This is a genomic window from Clostridium sp. CM027 (assembly GCF_024730565.1).
GTDB classification, from domain to species: domain Bacteria; phylum Bacillota; class Clostridia; order Clostridiales; family Clostridiaceae; genus Clostridium_AD; species Clostridium_AD estertheticum_B.
In genome coordinates this window covers 1,002,391-1,020,468 of the sequence record NZ_CP077725.1, presented here as the reverse complement: position 1 = coordinate 1,020,468, position 18,078 = coordinate 1,002,391, and the positions used below count along the sequence as shown (strand labels likewise).

17 protein-coding genes are annotated in these 18,078 nt (G+C 32.7%); 10 read left to right on the top strand and 7 right to left on the bottom strand.

The features are described 5' to 3' along the window. The first annotated feature begins 238 nt into the window (after positions 1-238). Positions 239-2,338: a sodium-translocating pyrophosphatase gene (locus KTC92_RS04985; RefSeq protein WP_216304422.1), complete on the top strand. Its 2,100-nt coding sequence runs from the start codon at positions 239-241 to the stop codon at positions 2,336-2,338. Between the two features lie 100 nt (positions 2,339-2,438). On the opposite strand, the gene KTC92_RS04980 is transcribed toward KTC92_RS04985, so the two are convergent. Next, positions 2,439-3,128: a tetratricopeptide repeat protein gene (locus KTC92_RS04980; RefSeq protein ID WP_220286878.1), complete on the bottom strand. Its 690-nt coding sequence runs from the start codon at positions 3,126-3,128 to the stop codon at positions 2,439-2,441. 342 nt (positions 3,129-3,470) lie between these two features. On the opposite strand from KTC92_RS04980, the gene KTC92_RS04975 reads away from it, so the two are divergent. After that, on the top strand, positions 3,471-4,763 hold the full coding sequence (locus tag KTC92_RS04975) for a Na+/H+ antiporter NhaC family protein (RefSeq protein ID WP_216304424.1): 1,293 nt from the start codon (positions 3,471-3,473) through the stop codon (positions 4,761-4,763). Positions 4,764-4,904: 141 nt separating this feature from the next. Here KTC92_RS04975 and KTC92_RS04970 read toward each other — a convergent pair whose 3' ends face one another. After that, positions 4,905-5,381 (bottom strand): DsrE/DsrF/DrsH-like family protein, encoded by a 477-nt coding sequence (locus KTC92_RS04970; protein ID WP_220286877.1) that lies wholly within the window; start codon positions 5,379-5,381, stop codon positions 4,905-4,907. Positions 5,382-5,519: 138 nt separating this feature from the next. Between KTC92_RS04970 and KTC92_RS04965 the strand changes: the two genes are divergently transcribed. Continuing rightward, positions 5,520-5,861 carry a hypothetical protein gene (locus KTC92_RS04965; protein ID WP_220286876.1) on the top strand — a complete coding sequence of 114 codons (342 nt, stop codon included), beginning with the start codon at positions 5,520-5,522 and terminating at the stop codon, positions 5,859-5,861. A 281-nt stretch (positions 5,862-6,142) separates the two neighbouring features. Here the strand turns inward: KTC92_RS04965 and KTC92_RS04960 are convergent, their stop codons facing one another. From KTC92_RS04960 to KTC92_RS04950, 3 genes are all read right to left on the bottom strand, one after another. After that, positions 6,143-6,865 carry a phosphatase gene (locus tag KTC92_RS04960; protein WP_216304426.1) on the bottom strand — a complete coding sequence of 241 codons (723 nt, stop codon included), beginning with the start codon at positions 6,863-6,865 and terminating at the stop codon, positions 6,143-6,145. A gap of 87 nt (positions 6,866-6,952) precedes the next feature. Then, positions 6,953-7,975 (bottom strand): metal-dependent hydrolase, encoded by a 1,023-nt coding sequence (locus KTC92_RS04955; RefSeq protein WP_216304427.1) that lies wholly within the window; start codon positions 7,973-7,975, stop codon positions 6,953-6,955. Positions 7,976-8,029: 54 nt separating this feature from the next. Continuing rightward, positions 8,030-8,671: a pentapeptide repeat-containing protein gene (locus KTC92_RS04950; protein WP_220286875.1), complete on the bottom strand. Its 642-nt coding sequence runs from the start codon at positions 8,669-8,671 to the stop codon at positions 8,030-8,032. Positions 8,672-8,891: 220 nt separating this feature from the next. Here KTC92_RS04950 and KTC92_RS04945 point away from each other — a divergent pair, with 220 nt between their 5' ends. The 7 genes from KTC92_RS04945 (at position 8,892) to KTC92_RS04915 (ending at position 15,398) form a co-directional block, all read left to right on the top strand. After that, entirely contained in the window at positions 8,892-9,146 is a 255-nt protein-coding gene (locus tag KTC92_RS04945) for a spore coat associated protein CotJA (protein ID WP_253198299.1), read from the top strand. After that, a complete protein-coding gene (locus KTC92_RS04940) occupies positions 9,136-9,411 on the top strand; it encodes a spore coat protein CotJB (protein ID WP_165414510.1) in 276 nt (91 codons plus the stop codon). Before KTC92_RS04945 ends, KTC92_RS04940 begins: the two co-directional genes overlap by 11 nt. A gap of 3 nt (positions 9,412-9,414) precedes the next feature. After that, positions 9,415-9,996, top strand: coding sequence for a manganese catalase family protein (locus tag KTC92_RS04935; RefSeq protein ID WP_165414511.1), 582 nt, complete (start codon positions 9,415-9,417; stop codon positions 9,994-9,996). A 468-nt stretch (positions 9,997-10,464) separates the two neighbouring features. Next, positions 10,465-11,688 carry an arginine deiminase gene (arcA, locus tag KTC92_RS04930; protein ID WP_216304573.1) on the top strand — a complete coding sequence of 408 codons (1,224 nt, stop codon included), beginning with the start codon at positions 10,465-10,467 and terminating at the stop codon, positions 11,686-11,688. Positions 11,689-11,737: 49 nt separating this feature from the next. Continuing rightward, the gene (gene argF, locus KTC92_RS04925; protein ID WP_216304574.1) at positions 11,738-12,736 is read left to right on the top strand and encodes an ornithine carbamoyltransferase; all 999 of its coding nucleotides are present in this window, start codon (positions 11,738-11,740) and stop codon (positions 12,734-12,736) included. Between the two features lie 95 nt (positions 12,737-12,831). Further along, positions 12,832-14,253, top strand: a complete 1,422-nt coding sequence (gene arcD, locus KTC92_RS04920; RefSeq protein WP_216304575.1) for an arginine-ornithine antiporter — start codon at positions 12,832-12,834, stop codon at positions 14,251-14,253. A 23-nt stretch (positions 14,254-14,276) separates the two neighbouring features. Continuing rightward, positions 14,277-15,398 carry an aminotransferase gene (locus tag KTC92_RS04915; RefSeq protein ID WP_216304576.1) on the top strand — a complete coding sequence of 374 codons (1,122 nt, stop codon included), beginning with the start codon at positions 14,277-14,279 and terminating at the stop codon, positions 15,396-15,398. Between the two features lie 159 nt (positions 15,399-15,557). Here the strand turns inward: KTC92_RS04915 and KTC92_RS04910 are convergent, their stop codons facing one another. Beyond that, entirely contained in the window at positions 15,558-16,265 is a 708-nt protein-coding gene (locus KTC92_RS04910) for an MIP/aquaporin family protein (RefSeq protein WP_216304577.1), read from the bottom strand. A gap of 105 nt (positions 16,266-16,370) precedes the next feature. Next, complete coding sequence (gene glpK / locus KTC92_RS04905) at positions 16,371-17,861, bottom strand: glycerol kinase GlpK (RefSeq protein ID WP_220287840.1); 1,491 nt, start codon at positions 17,859-17,861, stop codon at positions 16,371-16,373. Positions 17,862-18,078 lie beyond the last annotated feature (217 nt).

The window sequence follows — 18,078 nt, the reverse complement described above, 5'->3', positions numbered from 1 at the left end:
AAAACTTGTTAAATAAGGATTTGAGGGTTTTTATTTATAATGATAATTAGGTGTACGAATGATTTTCAAAAATCGATTTATGAGAAGTAAGCTGCTAGAGCATTTAATGTTGGTGGAAAGTAGTAGAAAAAATTGATGATAGCTTAAAGCTTTCAACTAAGCTTAATTTGTGGTATAATAAGACAATATTGTAAAGATAATGAAACACTATTACTAAAATACTTGGGAGGGAATTATTATGAATTTATTGATTTTAGCCCCAGCTTGTTCCATATTAGCCCTTGCTTTTGCCGGTTATCTTGCAGCTAAAGTACTAAAAAAAGATGAAGGAACCGAGCAGATGAAAAAAATTGCGACTGCTATTAGAAATGGTGCAGATGCATATTTAAAAAGACAGTATACAGGAGTGATTATTTTCTTTGCAGCTATGTTTGTAATACTAGGAATACTTGCATCATTTGGGTTTATTACCCCATTTGCACCTTTTGCATTTATAAGTGGGGGGTTCTTCTCAGGTCTCTCAGGCTTTATAGGAATGAAAATTGCTACCCGTGCAAATGTTAGAACTACACATGCAGCTGGGAAAAGTCTTAATAGTGCTTTAAACGTTGCTTTTTCAAGCGGTGCAGTAATGGGACTTACCGTTGTAGGTCTTGGACTTCTTCATGTTAGTATATTTTATTACTTATTGGATTTTTTCTATAGAGATTTAGAAGCGGGTATAAGAATTCAAAATATAACAAGTGCACTGATTACATGTGGAATGGGAGCTAGTGCAATGGCATTATTTGCACGTGTTGGTGGCGGTATATTTACTAAAGCAGCAGATGTAGGTGCAGACCTTGTTGGTAAGCTTGAAGCAGGAATTCCTGAGGATGATCCAAGAAACCCTGCAGTTATAGCGGATAACGTTGGAGACAATGTTGGAGATGTAGCTGGTATGGGTGCAGATTTATATGAATCCTATGTTGGGTCAATAGTAGCTACTGCTGCTCTTGCCGTAGCAGCTGGACTTGGAGTTTCAGGTGTTACAATTCCTATGATCATAGCAGCTATAGGTATAGTTGCATCTATTATTGGAACCTTCTTTGTTAAATCAGGGGAGAAAGCTGAGCAAAAAAGTCTTTTATCAGCTCTTAGACGAGGTGTTTACGTTAGTTCTGCAATAATTGGGATAGCTACATTCTTCCTAGTCTGGAATGTACTTGGATGGGATCATATTGGAGTTTACTTTGCAATATTAAGTGGTCTTATAGCAGGTAATTTAATTGGGTTTTGTACAGAGTACTTTACTTCAGACACATACAAGCCTACCCAAAAACTAGCACAAACAACAAAAACCGGTGCAGCAACAGTTATAATAGGTGGTCTTTCACTTGGAATGATGTCTACTTTTCTTCCAGTTGTAATAGTAGCTGTGGCTATAGCAACTAGTTTTTATTTTGCTGGAGGAGCAGTAGATTATAATATGGGGTTATATGGCGTAGGAATAGCCGCAGTAGGTATGCTTAGCACACTAGGTATAACACTTGCTACGGATGCGTATGGTCCTGTGGCAGATAACGCTGGTGGTATTGCAGAAATGACTCATCAAGATCCTATAGTACGAGAAAGAACAGATGCTCTTGATTCTTTAGGCAATACTACTGCAGCTACAGGCAAAGGTTTTGCTATAGGTTCTGCAGCACTAACAGCTCTTGCGCTTATCGCAGCATATAGAGATCAAGTAGAAATTATTATAAAAAAAGAAAATTTGGATTTTGTTTTTAATTTGTCAGTATTAAATCCCCAGGTTCTTATAGGGTTATTTATAGGTGGAATGGTGCCTTTCATATTTGCAGCACTCACCATGGATGCAGTCGGCACGGCAGCACAACTTATAGTGGTAGAAGTTAGAAGACAATTTAAAGAGATAGTGGGTCTTATGGAAGGTAAATCAGAAGCTGATTATGCAAGGTGTGTTGATATCTGTACAAAATCAGCTCAAAGGGAAATGATTATGCCAGCACTACTCGCTATTACTATTCCAATAGTAGTTGGTTTACTTTTAGGTGTAAATGGCGTAGTAGGATTATTAGCAGGAGCAACTGTAACAGGTTTTGTACTTGCTATTATGATGGCAAATTCAGGTGGAGCTTGGGATAATGCTAAAAAGCATATTGAAGCCGGAAACCTAGGTGGAAAAGGATCGGATTGTCATAAAGCTGCCGTTGTTGGTGACACTGTAGGAGATCCATTTAAGGATACCTCAGGTCCATCCATAAACATATTGATTAAATTACTTTCAATGGTATCAATAGTATTTGCAGCATTTATTTTGAAGTTCTCAATGTTTTAGATATTACAAAGTCAACTGTAAAATAGTAATAATAACCATCGGTTAAGATGCAAGCAGCATCTTAATCGGTGGTTATTATTAGTATTATGGCAAAGAAAAGTTATTCTATTAATTCCTTAAACTCCATATGGTTACGTACATTATCAAAATCTTCCTCATTCTTTGCATTATTTTTTACACTTGGATTAATATCAATAGCTAGTTTTAAGTATTTTACGGTATTATTAACATCACCTTTTCTTCCATAGATACTAGCTATACCATAATAGCTCCATTCAAACTTTTCGACTTCTAGATCTTTTTTATACCATGTTATAGCTTCATCATAATGTTCGTATAATTCATTGGCTAGTGCTTTATTAAATCTTGCATATCCGTAATTAGGGTTAAGTTTTAATGATTGATTGATTTGCTGCATACCTTTTTCAAAATTTCCACTATAAGCTAAGGCAATTCCTTCTACAGCATATGCTTTATAAAAAGTAGGATCTTCTTTTATGACTTGTCTTTCCGTTTCAATAGCTTGCTTATATTTTTTATCAAAAAATTCATCATACCCTTTCTTCCATACCTTTTCTAAGTTTTCTTGTTTTTGATTTATCTGTTGCTGTTTTTCTTTTTCTTTTTCTTTTTCTTTTTCTTTTAATTGTTGCTTTTTTATTTCTTCGTTTTTATTGCTCGATACAATCACACTGTTATTTTTCATTGTAGCATTAACCATTATACCTATCACTATAGCAGAAAGAATAGCAAACATTATTACCCTAAATTTAAATGATTGTGATTTCATATTTTCCACCGATTCCTTTACTATAATATTTTAAACTTAAACTTTAATATTACGCCATATGATTTTGTTCGTTTTTGACAAGTATATGGTAGAGATACCTATATAATAACAATATATGAATATTTAATATAGTAAAAGTTATTAAGGGCTGTGTTTATTTAAACAAAACATAAAAAAATACCGGAATATATCAAAATACATCGAAATAAACGAAATTAAATGATAGAATAGTAAAAAGATATACAAAATAAATGGTTATATCTAAACAAAAGCTTTAGAACAGACTAAGGCGATGATTTAACATGAAAGAATAATTATTATTATACTTAGGAGGAAAATTAAATGGAAAAAAGAACTAATTTTATAGGATTATTACCTTTGGTATTTTTCTTAATATTGTTTATGGGGGTTGGTATTTTAACGGGAAACTTCTCTAGTATGCCATTATTGCTAGCATTTGTTTTCGCTACTGCTTTTGCTTTATTATTGGATAAAAAAGGAGAGAAAACATCCTTGTCCGACAAGATTGATATATTTGCGAAAGCGGCTGGAGAACCTACTATTATGTTAATGGTAGTTATATTCATATTGGCAGGCGCTTTTTATTCAATTGCAGATGCAATGGGTGCTGTTACTTCCATAGTAAATATGGGATTAAGTGTTTTACCAGCCAATATGATGTTACCAGGTTTATTTATAGTTTGTTCTATTTTATCATTTTCTATGGGCACTTCAATGGGAACTATAACAGCTTTAGCGCCAATAGGAGTTGGTATAGCATCGCAAACGGGTATGGGATTACCTTTGGTATTAGGAACTGTAGTCGGTGGTGCAATGTTTGGGGATAATCTATCTTTTATTTCAGATACAACAATTGCAGCTACAAGAACGCAAGGAGTAAAAATGAGAGATAAATTTAAATCAAACGGTTTAATTATTTTACCCGCTTTTGTTATTACTGTAATAATATTGACTTTTCTATCTGGTGGAAATGTTCAGTTGCAAGCACTTGAATACTCGTTAGTTAGAATAATTCCATATATATCAATTATTGCTAGTGCGGCAATCGGCCTAAATGTTATGGTTGTTTTAGGAATAGGTATAGCTACTGGATCAATAATAGGACTTGCAATGGGTAGTTTTAATATAGTTGAGATGTTTGCAATATTGCAAAGAGGGATGGGCTGGATGGAAGATTTAGCACTGATATCTATTATAGTAGGCGGATTGGTTGGCCTTATGCATTATTATGGGGGGATTGAGTATCTACTAGAAAATTTAGCATCTAAAGTTAAAACAAAAAAAGGAGCAGAAATAGGAATAGCTGCACTAGTAAGCGTGCTAGATATAACTACAACAAATAATACAATATCTATTATTACGGCAGGACCACTCGCAAAGGATTTGTCAGAAAAATATGGGGTTAGTCCAATAAGAGCAGCAAGTATTTTAGATATATTTTCGGCTGGGTTTCAAGGCGTAAGTCCTTATGCAGGGCAAATGCTATTAGCAGCAACAATTGGGAAGATATCACCTATTCAAATTATTCCTTTTTCAATATATTCTTATTTAATGATAGTTTGCGGATTACTTTCAATATTCTTAGATTGGCCCAAAGCCCAAAGTTTTAAATAAACAGGGGCAGTCATGAGAATGGCTTTAGTGGAGTTTTATTCTAGCAATAAGGAAGTAAATCCTAAGTAAGCTGGCACCTATAGAGTAAACACTTTTTTATGTGCTTACCCTATAGGTGCCAGTTTATTTATGCACTTACCCTTATATGAATAATTGTATATCTGATTCGAGAGCATCCTTTAGATAGTCCTTAGCCTCAATTACCTCAAGTTCTGGAATGAGTTCTTCCTTTTTAAGGCCCATAACTTCCATTGAAAGCTTACATCCATAAAACTTAACACCTTTTTTTACAGCACCTTCTAGAAATTTAGAAAGGGTAGGTGTTCCGTCTTCCTTCATCATAGCCTCAAGCATTTTTTTTCCGAAACCACTAAAATTCATGGTGGAAAGGGGTAATTCATCTGGACCTTTTGGAGTCATTGCACCCATAAGTTTCTCCAGCGAAGACTTACCTTCACTTGTATTTATATTTGGATTTCTCAATAAAAGCAGACCCCAAAAGGCGAAAAACATAGACACTTCCATTCCTAATTCTTTAGCTGAATTTGCCAGTATTAATCCAGCTAAAGCTTTGTCATATTCTCCACTAAACATTATAAGACTTAGTTTTTTATTCATTATAGCACCTCATTTTCTTTAGTATGTGTATATGTTTACATATTTATTCTTATTCATTAATTGAATTTTTTTATAATAATGGGGAAATAATATAATAAATGTTGCAAAAATATTTATTATATTTAGGAGGATTATTGTATGAATTCTTTAGACAGACTATCAAATAAAAATAAATTTAAAAAAAGAAAACAAAGGGTTTGCCCTATTAAAAGTTTAGCAGTGATAGGTGTCGCAATTGGAGGAGCTATTGCAGGTTTGTTCGTTCGAAGTTGTTGTGGCGAAATAAAAAATATTATTATTAGTAATGCAAAAGATATTGAAGAGGATATTGAAGAAGATACAAATACTAAAAGGGATGAAATTAAGCAAACATTGGATAAAGCACTTGATGAATCTGTAGGTGACGTAGGAATTGCAATGGAGAGGGCCTTTGAAGACTTGGAAGATGAGAAACAAAGCAAGGATGAGGTTATAAAATAATATGTATATATTAAATCAACTCCTGCGGAGCTGCACAGCATCGAAGAAGATGAATTGACGACTTCAGAAGGAGATTAATACCGCACTTATAGAAGTAGGAGACTTTCCTTCTGAAATGTCGTTAAACTTTGAGTTATAAAAAATGATTATATGCTAATAGTTAAGAAAGAGGATTAAAAACAACAGAGATTGGAAGCTTCTAGAAGCTTCCAATCTCTGTAAATGGTAAGAACTTTTTGAACAGTCTTATTTATGTCTGTTTAATGATTTTAGCTACTGTATTATATATTTTTACCTTTTTCTTTAAGAAATGATAATAACATTTTTTTATTAGTATTAATAATAAGTTCTTCAGGCATATTTATATCTCTAAGTAGTTTTTCTACAACACTAAAATTTCCTATAGAATAGCAGAAATGAGCATCACTGTTTACAATAATCCTTACTCCAAATTCTTTGCAAAGTTTTAGAATTTTAAGACAGTTTTTGTCACTGCCTTTTCTTGAAGTTACAAAAGAGCTATTATTTATTTCGATTAGTATATTTTTTTCTTTTGCTTTTTTTACGATTTCTTCCGCATGTATAGGGAATTTAGGATTTCCCATATGTCCTAAAATATTCACATAAGGATTATCCATAGCTTTTAAAATAGTAGCTGTATTTAAGTCTGCACTCTTTTCACCTTCCATTAGAGGTTCATGCATGCTTGCTATCATTATGTCAAGAACATTTTGTAGCTTTACTGGTATATCAAGATTACCTTCATAATCAATTATATTAGCTTCACATCCGTAAAGCATTTTAACACCGTATAATTCTCTTGGCAGCACTTTAAAATTTTCAAAATACCAAGGGTCGGGAGCCCCTGGCATATTAGGACCGTGATCTGTAACTCCTAATATCTCAAGACCTTTCTCACTAGCATATTTCGCATTCTCCATTAAAGTACTATATGCATGGCCACTAACTATAGTATGGGTATGTAAATCAGCAATAAACTTCATAAAATCTCTCCTCTCACTTTTCCATCTGTATATATTTAATTGTATCCCAAAATCCATGCTAGTGCTTAAAAAGGGGATATATTTTACTTATATTACTCTGAATTCTCCACCATAAACATTGAAACCTATCACGACTACTACAAATAATACTACAATATATATTACTTCAAATAAATTTCCAGTATCAGAGCCTGTGGTAATATGTGGTGGGAATTTAAGTTTAAACTTACCTATTTTTTCTAATATATTAACAAATTTATTATGAATACCTAATTTTTTCAATAACTGCGCAAGAAACCTGGGTATTGAAAGTATTGGTACTCCTTCTTTAGTAAATATATCAGCCCAATAAATATGACTTATATATCCAACGAAAAAACACCCCGTTAAATACTCATAGCCTAATTTATTAAATACATATGAAGCTGAAATAGTAAAAATAGTAACGCCTTCTATTGAGTGCAAAAATGTTCTGTGTGGGAATATTGCTATACAAATTAATAAAATACAAATAAGATAAATAAATGCATCGTTTAAATTAGTAACGTTATACATTGCTAAAATTGCACTCGAACCAATATAAGTTATAAGCATGGTCGACCTTTTGAAATTATTTGTTCCTTTACTAATTGTGGCGGATAATTTCTTATAAACTAAACCAATGATAGGAATCCTTTTGTAATACCTATCATTGGTGATTCCTAAAACTATAAAAAGGAAAGACATAAAATATGTGAATATCTCAGCATATTTACCTATATATTTTATCATTGTTAACTCTTGTACAATAGTTTTTGAATACCACAAAATCAGTGCCCCAAGTCCAATACTTAATAATAATTTTAGTAATAACTTTAATGATTTTTCCATATTATTTATTACTTTAGTACTTGTGCCTGAAAGTGGGTTCATTTGGTTTATCTTACTATTTTGACTATCTGCATCAACAAGTAATCCCGCCAGAGAGGCAGTTCCAAGGCCAATAATGCTTATTCCCATTGGAACATGTATATATTTATTGTTGAATATTGGCATTGAATTAATTAAAGGTATTGTCGCTACTATAGCATATGATAATATCGCTATTTTTTGGTGTGATCGCCCATTCATCTTATGTACTCCTTACTTCCGTTGATGTCATTGTAAATTTTTTTATAAATTACATTACATATTGTTTTTTAAAAACTTAATTATATAACTTAATGTGTGAAAATCACAATTTAAATCGGATTTAATGATATTTAATCCTTTAATTAAGGTATCCTCATCAAAGTTCTCTAATAATATTGTTAAATTTATCATGTTAATGCCACCATCTTTTGTATCTAGAACCCTTGCAGCCTTTACATATTTATTTTTCATTGCATCTAGAATAGCTATTTTAAGGTCCTCACTAATTTCAAATTGTGGCATTTCATCAAAAATTTTGATGCCTGAGTTTTTAATGCTAAGATTCTTAGCTTTTGTAACATCAGTTGACAAAAATATAGTATTTTTAAATTCCGCATCTTTAAAATCAACACCGTCTAGATTCACAGAATCAAATATAGTATTTTCAAATATAGTATTTTTGAAATCACTGCCTTTTAGATTTGTTCCAATAAATTCGGCCCACTTAAAGGTACACTCAAAAAACACACATGATTTAAAATGCGCACCTCTAAAATTTACAAAATTAAAATTAGAGTTTGAAAAATCACTATTATAACAATTGCTTCTCTCAAGATTTTTATACATAAAATTCTTACCTATTTTCTCTATGTTGTTGTAAATAAAATTACCTTTAACACTTTGATTCTTACCCATTTTTACCTCCATGGCAAATGCATTTATTTGCCTTCCTTAATATTAGTATACCTTAAAAAAACTTCTAACCAATTTTAAGGTGGTTAGAAGTTTTTACATTCATTATAAATAGTATACACAATTTCAATAAAAGTCAATAATTAATTAAAAGAAAACTATCACATTTTTAAATACGTGAATATAATATTATGTACTCAACAATATTATATGGAGGATTAAATTGGAACAGAATGAAATGAGAAAAAAAACAAACTGCCCAACAATGAGTAATTGTATTCCACAAGAAACTATAATAGAAAATGTTAGATTAGCCGCAGCTTACGTTCCGTACCAAAAACTTTGCACGATTTTTGCGCCTTTAGAAGCACTTAAAAGAGGAACTGCTTTCCCAGAACTTTATAGTCCGTTTGAGGGGGAAAACAAAAAAAATAGTCCATTTGCATCAAGTAAAAAGGGGAGAACTTATGAAGACTAAAATGGAACTTTTAAAACTAATTGTTGCTTCAGAATTTATGAAAGATGACCTAGGTTTGTTTCTTAATACCCATCCAATGGATCAAGAGGCTCTTGCAAAATATAATTTTTATGTGATGGAATCAAGAGGATTAAGAGAAAGCTATGAGATGAATTACGGAATGTTGTCTGACAACTCGCTGAGCCCTTATCCATGGCAGTGGATAAATAATCCATGGCCTTGGGAAACTGATGCTAATTTCAAACTTGAAAGGGGGGATATGTAATTTATGTGGACATACGATAAGTTTTTACAGTATCCAGTGAAAATTAAAAATCCAAATCCTGCAATGGCGAAAATTATTATTACTCAATATGGCGGACCGGATGGTGAATTAGGTGCCTCATTAAGATATCTGAGTCAGCGCTTTTCTATGATTACGCCTCAAGCTATAACAACATGTACTGATATTGGTACGGAAGAATTGGCCCATTTAGAAATGGTAGGTGCTATGGTTAGACAGCTAATGAAAGGTGCCAGTCTTGAAGAAATTGAAAAAGGAGGCATGAGTGGCTATTATGTGGATCATGGTAGAGGAGTATACCCTGTAAGTGCTTCAGGAGTACCCTTTAATGCTTCTTATCTTCAATCGAAAGGGGATCCAATTGTAGATCTAACAGAAAACTTAGCAGCAGAGCAAAAAGCAAGGGCCACTTATGAATATCTAATTAACATGGCAGATGACCCTGATGTATTAGATCCATTGAAGTTTCTACGAGAAAGAGAAATTGTTCACTATCAAAGGTTTGGTGAATCTCTTAGGATTGTTCAAGATTACTTACAGGAACCTCGTTTGTTTACAATGAGATAATGAATTATAAGTACACATATAAATGATAATAAAGCTTAGGATTGTGAAAACAATCCTAAGCTTTTAATTTATAAAAAAAATTTGCGGTTGACTTCCATATACAAAGATGGTAAAATCTTAACAGAATTATGAACAAATTATTAACAAAAATCATTAAACACATTTATAAGTATAAATAACCAAAAATAAGTTTAATGAATATTTATGCTTTAGTTTTATTATTATGCATAGCAAATTAGATAATTGCGAATATATATACAAACAATCTGACGTTTTAACTTATCAAGAGGAGATGTATGTAGTATTATTGCGCAAAATAGAGATTTTCATAACCATATAGTGATAATTCAGGAGCAAAGCTAATAATCAAGATATATATGCAATTACAGTGAAATAATGGGGTTCCCTTATAAAATCGTACACTTTATAATGATAGTATAAATAAAAATGAATAGGAGGCCAAGTTAAATGGAATCATTTATAAATGTAACTTCTGAAATAGGAAAACTTAATAAAGTAATGCTACATAGACCCGGTAGAGAAATAGAAAATTTAGTACCAAATCTTCTTGAAAGATTGCTTTTCGATGATATTCCTTATTTAGAAGTAGCGCGAAAAGAACATGACATATTTGCAAAAATATTAAAAGAAAACGATGTTGAAGTTCTTTATTTAGAAGAACTTGTTACAGAGGCTTTGAATGAGGATCAAACAAAAAAAATATTTTTACAACAGTTTTTACATGAAAGCCACATTAGTAATAAAGAAATATATAAATCTCTTTATGATTATTTAATGTCAAAGCCTACAAGAGAAATGATTGATATACTTATGGCTGGAGTTAGAAAAAACGAAATAGCTGTTAAGGAGATTCATTCTCTAAGAGGATTAATAGGAACCCAGTATCCATTCTACTTAGATCCTATGCCTAATCTTTACTTTACTCGCGATCCAGGTGCTTCAATTGGAAATGGGATTACTATAAATACTATGCAAACTGAAGCTAGAAGACGTGAGACTTTGTTCCTAGAATTTATTCATGAATATCATAGTTCTTTCAAACAAAATGAAGTGCCACTTTGGTATGATAGAAGCCTCCCAAATAATATCGAAGGTGGGGACGAACTTATATTATCTGCCACAACCCTTGCAATAGGATGCAGTCAAAGAACTTCCCCTGAAGCTATAGAAGTTGTAGCAAGAAATTTGTTTGAAATACATACTACTTTTGAAAAAGTATTAGTACTAGAAATTCCATCTAGCAGAGCATTTATGCATCTTGATACTGTATTTACTATGGTTGATTATGATAAATTTACAATACACCCAGAGATAGAAGGACCACTTAATGTTTTCGAAATTACAAAAGGTGTCAATGGAGAATTAAATATTAAGCAAGAAAAAGATATATTACAAAATGTATTAAAATCTGCATTAAAAGTGCCTTCAGTTGATTTAATAAGATGTGGTGGTGGTGACGCTATTGTAGCGGCAAGAGAGCAATGGAATGATGGATCAAACACTCTAGCTATTGCACCAGGAAAAGTTATAACTTATGAACGAAATTATGTTACAAATGAAATTTTATCAAAACGTGGTGTAACAGTGCTCACAATGCCAAGTGCCGAACTTTCAAGAGGAAGAGGCGGCCCAAGATGTATGAGTATGCCACTAAATAGAGACAACTTATAAACACAATATAAAAACAATATAAAAACAACAATATTAGGAGGAATTTATTATGTTTAACTTAAGAAACAGAAACTTTTTAACTTTGATGGACTTTACTCCAAAGGAAATAAACTACTTTTTAGATTTAGCTAGAGATTTAAAAAGAGCTAAGTATGCAGGTACAGAACAACAGAAATTAAAAGGTAAAAACATTGCGCTAATATTTGAAAAGAGTTCTACAAGAACAAGATGTGCTTTTGAAGTAGGAGCACTAGACCAAGGAGCTCATGTAACTTACCTTGGACCTACAGGAACTCAAATTGGCAAAAAGGAATCTGTAGCAGATACAGCTAGAGTTCTTGGCAGAATGTATGATGGAATAGAATATAGAGGATATGGCCAAGAAATAGTTGAAGAACTAGCAAAATATGCAGGAGTTCCAGTATGGAACGGATTAACAACTGAAGACCACCCAACACAAATTCTTGCAGATTTTTTAACTATAAAAGAACACTTTGACAAGCCATTAAGCGATATTGTGTTTGTATATGCCGGAGATGGAAGAAACAACATGGCAAATGCATTGATGATAGGCGCTGCTAAAATGGGTATGGACTTTAGAATTGTATCACCAAAGAGCTTATTCCCAGAAGCAGCATTAGTTTCAAAATGTAATGAAATTGCTAAAGAAACAGGAGGAAAGATTACCATTACAGATAGCGTTGATGCAGGAGTTAAAAGTGCAGATGTAATCTACACAGACGTATGGGTTTCTATGGGCGAAGCAGACGAAGTATGGGCATCAAGAATAGAATTATTAAGGCCATACCAAGTTAATATGGAAATGCTTAATAAGACAGGTAATAAAAACGTTAAATTCATGCACTGCCTACCAGCTTTTCATGATTTAAAAACACTTGTAGGTAAAGATATATTTGAAAAATATGGTCTTGAAGGTTTAGAAGTTACAGATGAAGTATTTGAAAGTACACATTCTATAGTATTTGATGAAGCAGAAAACAGAATGCATACAATCAAAGCAATTATGGTTGCTACACTTGGAAACTAGCCTAAAATAATTATAAAATTAATTGGTGAGGGCAATATTATTGCTCTCACCAATTTAAAATATGGCTAATACATTAATCAAAAGGAGATTACAAAATGTCTGATAGATCAAAAAAACTAGGGTTGTTTTCACTAACAGCATTAGTTATTACGTCCTCAATAGGTGCTGGTATATTTAGTATATCTAGTGATTTAGTATCTGGTGCTGCAGCAGGACCTGCAATTATTGCATGGATAATTGTTGGTTTTGGTGTTTTAATGTTATCGTTATCTTTTAACAATTTATTATTAAAAAAGCCTGAATTAAATGGCATATTCAGCTATGCAGAAGATGGTTTTGGAAAATTTGGAGGTTTTATTAGTGGATGGGGATACTGGTTATCATCTTGGCTTGGCAATGTAGCCTTTGCCACAATGCTTATGAGTATACTTTCCTACTTCTTTCCCGTCTTTGGAAATGGTCATAATATACCATCAATTATCGGTGCAAGTGTTTTTATATGGTTACTTACTTACATAGTTAATAGAGGAGTTGAAGAAGCCGCTGTTATAAATACACTAGTTACCTTATTTAAATTAATACCAATCTTTTTATTCATAGTAATAGGTATTATAGCTTTTAAGGTGGATTTATTTACATATCATTTTTGGGGAAACATATCTACTAATTTTAAGATATCAGATATATTCGTGCAAGTTAAAAGTTGTATGATGGTAATGATGTGGGTTTTTGTCGGTATAGAAGGGGCCTCTATGTTATCTTCTCGTGCTAATAAGAAATCTGAAGCAGGCAGGGCAACTGTACTAGGACTATTAGGTTTATTAATTATTTATGTTTTAGCTTCTATGATTCCTTATGGTCTTATGAGTAAAGAGCAACTAGTAAATTTACCAACTCCTACAATGGCGTATATCTTAAAAGATATTGTTGGGCCATGGGGAGCTACATTCATAAACATAGGTTTAATAATATCTATTTTAGGTTCATGGTTATCGTGGACAATGTTACCCGCTGAAACCACTCTTTTAATGGCACGTGCAAACCTACTGCCGAAAAAATTTGGTGAAGTAAATAAAGCTGGTGCGCCTACTTTTTCATTAATTATCACGGCGGCTTTAACTCAATTATTCATTTTCACTTTATTATTTACAGATAAAGCATATCAGTTTGCTTATTCAATGGGTACTGCTGCAATATTAATATGTTATTTATTCGTTGGAATGTATCAATTTAAAATATCTTATATCGACAGACATAAAAAAGGTGAAATAAAACAAATAATCATAGGTTTAATTACAGTAATTTTTGAAATTTGGGGAATTCTAGCTTCAGGAATAAACTATACTTTGCTTTGTCTTTTGGCTTATATTCCTGGGATTGCGTTTTTTGTAATGGCTAGAAAAGAAAATGGTGAAAAGAAATTACTAACAAAAAACCAATTTGTATTAACTTCTTTGATCGTTATTGGATCAATATATGTTATTTATCTATTAGCAATAAGTAAAATTACAATTTAAATTGTTGAAAAGAGGTTTTTAATATGAAAATTGCAAATTTTGGCGTTGAAGAATGGTTAAATGTTTGGGAAAATGATGCTATCTATGATATAGCAGGAAGCTCAATAGCTTCATTTTCATTAGAGGAAATAATATCTATAGATGGGACAACTCCAGAGGAATTTTTCCATGGACTATTAAAAACAAAAATGAACTATGGATGGATAGAAGGGTCCCCAGAGTTTAAAAAAGAGGTTAGTAAATTATATGAAAATGTTCCAGCTGAAAATATTCTACAAACTAATGGAGCAACTGGCGCAAATTTATTAGCTTTATATTCATTAATTGAGCCAAATGATCATGTGATTGCCATGCATCCTAGCTATCAACAATTATATGAGATTCCAAAGTCTTTTGGTGCTGAAGTGGAGTTTTGGGAAATTTATGAAGATAATGACTGGCTACCTAAGTTAGATGAATTAAAAAAATTAATGCGTCCAAATACAAAATTGATTTGTTTGAATAATGCAAATAATCCTACTGGGACTATTTTTGATGATAACTTTCTAAAAGAAATAGTTAAGATTGCGGATGCTGTGGGTGCTTACATTTTAGTTGATGAAGTATATAAACCTTTAGATTCTGACATTTCTGTTTCATCAATAGTAGACCTATATGATAAAGGGATTTCTACAAATAGTCTATCAAAAACATATTCAGTTCCAGGAATACGTGTTGGTTGGATTGCTAGCAATAAAGAATTAGCAGATTCATTTAGGAAGTATCGTGATTACACTATGATTTGCGCAGGTGTTTTTGATGATTATCTAGCTGTTCATGTATTAAAAAATAAAGAATTAGTCCTAGATAGAAATAAAAAAATTATCCATACGAATTTAGAAATTGTTAAGGAATGGATTAAAAATGAACCTCGCGTTTCATTAGTGTTTCCGAAATATGTTTCTACATCATTTATAAAATTAGATATACCTGTTGATATTGAACAATTCTGCATAGATATTTTAAAAGAAAAAGGAGTTCTTTTAGTTCCAGGCAATCGTTTTGATGTTCCGGGGCATGCTAGGTTAGGATACTGTTCGCATTCAAATATATTAATAAATGGATTAAAAGAGCTATCTGCTTATTTAACAAAGTTTGATAAATAATCTAATCTAAAATAATTTATACTTACAAAGTTAATATATTTTACAAATAAAAAAGTTTACATGGAAGTCATAAGATGAAAATACTTACGGCTTGCATGTAAACTTTTAATTTAGTTTATTGAGGATCTATGTGTTCCAATTTAATGACTACATGATTTACTAAAATACAGCTACCCAAACTAATGCTGCAAGTACTGCTCCAACTATTGGGGCAAATACTGGAATCCATGAATACGCCCAATCAGAATCTCCTTTACCGGCTATTGGTAATATTGCATGAACAATTCTTGGTCCTAAATCTCTTGCTGGATTTATTGCATATCCCGTTGGTCCACCTAAAGAAAGTCCTAAACCCAAAATTAATCCTCCAACAACAAATGTTGGTAATCCTGCAGCAGCTGTAACACCACCTATACCTAATATAACAAAAACCAATACAAATGTTCCGATTACTTCAGTTAAAAAGTTTGAAGAATACTTTCTAATTGCTGGTCCTGTACAAAATACTGCGAGTTTTCCAGCCTGGTCATCTGTTGCCTTCCAGTGTTCTAAGTATGTAAGCCATACTAGTGTAGCTCCAGCCATAGCTCCTAACATTTGGGCTATAACATAACCAGGCACTTGCGCCCAGGAAAATTTTCCAGCAACAGCTAAAGCAATAGTAAGCGCTGGGTTAAAGTGAGCACCGCTTATTGCACCAAAAATGAACGCTGGCAACATAACGGCCATTGCCCAACCAGATGCAATTACAATCCATCCGCTATTTTGAGACTTACTTTTGTTTAGTACACTGCCTGCAACTACACCGTCTCCTAAAAGAATAAGTATCATAGTACCAAAAAATTCAGCTAATAGTTTTGTTGACATTTTATTTTCCCCCTAATTTTCGAATATCTTTATAGATGAAATGTATTGCATTGCGTCTATATTTGAATACATATCATATCATATCATATTATAGCTTTATTTTCCTTATTTCGACCAATTTCTTGATCTTCCAATAGCTTTATGCCATCCTTTTAAAAGTTCTAATCTCTTTTCTTCTCCCATTTTTGGTTCAAAGGATCTTGATAGTGCCCAATTTTTCGCAATTTCCTCCTGATCTTTCCAATATCCAACTGCCAGGCCTGCTAAATAGGCAGCACCTAACGCTGTTGTTTCAATTACTTTTGGTCTGTCAACTTGAACATCTAATATATCTGACTGAAACTGCATTAAGAAGTTATTAGCACATGCACCACCATCCACCTTTAATGATTTAAGTGTAATACCTGAATCTTCTTGCATAGCTTTTAATACATCATTTGTCTGATAAGCTAAGGATTCAAGTGCTGCTCGTATAAAGTGTTCTTTCTTAGTTCCGCGAGTTAAACCAACTATTGTTCCTCTTGCATATGGATCCCAATATGGAGCACCAAGTCCAACGAATGCTGGCACCATATATACACCATCTGTATCTTCAACAGCACAGGCATACTCCTCTGATTCAGGTGCGGTCTTTATCATTCTTAATTCATCTCTTAGCCATTGAATAGTTGCACCTGCAACAAATACACTTCCCTCAAGAGCGTAGTTAACTTTGCCATTAATGCCGTAAGCTATAGTTGTAAGTAAACCATTGTGGGAATCAACTGCTTTTTCACCAGTGTTCATTAATAAGAAGCAACCAGTACCATAAGTATTTTTAGCCGTTCCAGCTTGATAACAAGTTTGTCCAAACAGGGCAGCTTGCTGATCACCGGCTGCGCCAGCTATTGCAATTGGAGAACCAAATATTGAATTATCGGTGTATCCATAAACACAGCTTGACGGTTTTACTTCTGCAAGCATTGATTTAGGTATATCTAAAGTACTAAGTATTTCATCGTCCCATTTCAATTCATGAATGTTGTATAGAAGTGTTCTTGAAGCATTTGTATAATCTGTTACATGAACCTTTCCATTTGTTAATTTCCAAATTAACCATGTATCAATAGTACCAAATATTAAATTACCTTTTTCAGCCTCGTCTCTAGCACCAGCGACATTATCAAGTATCCATTTAACTTTTGTTCCAGAAAAATAAGCATCAAGTATAAGTCCAGTTTTATCGCGTACTACTTTATTAAAGCCTACAGTCTTTAATTCATCACACATGCCAGCGGTTCTTCTACATTGCCAAACAATTGCATTGTATACAGGAACTCCAGTGTTTTTATTCCAAACCACTGTAGTTTCTCTTTGATTAGTAATACCAATAGCGGAGATATCTTTTGCTGTGGCACCAATTTTGGCCATAGCTTCTTGTGCCATACCTAATTGAGTAGCCCAAATTTCCATAGGGTCATGCTCAACCCAACCTGGACTCGGAAATATTTGTGTAAACTCTTTTTGAGCTACGCTTGCAATAAGTCCTTCTTTGTTAAATAAAATGCATCTTGAACTTGTTGTTCCTTGATCTAGTGCCATTACATACTTAGCCATAATTTGTACACTCCTTTTTCGGTTTAATAGTAATCGTTTACTTAATGATTTATGGAAACACGATATTAATTAATATAATATCGTGAATTATTATTGGATTAGTTGTTAATGTTAAATCATCACCTGCGCAGCGGCAGTATCAACGACTTCAGAAAGAAATTTATACTCTCACTGAAGTTTTTTCTTTATTATAGTGTATAACCCCCTCTTATAGAAG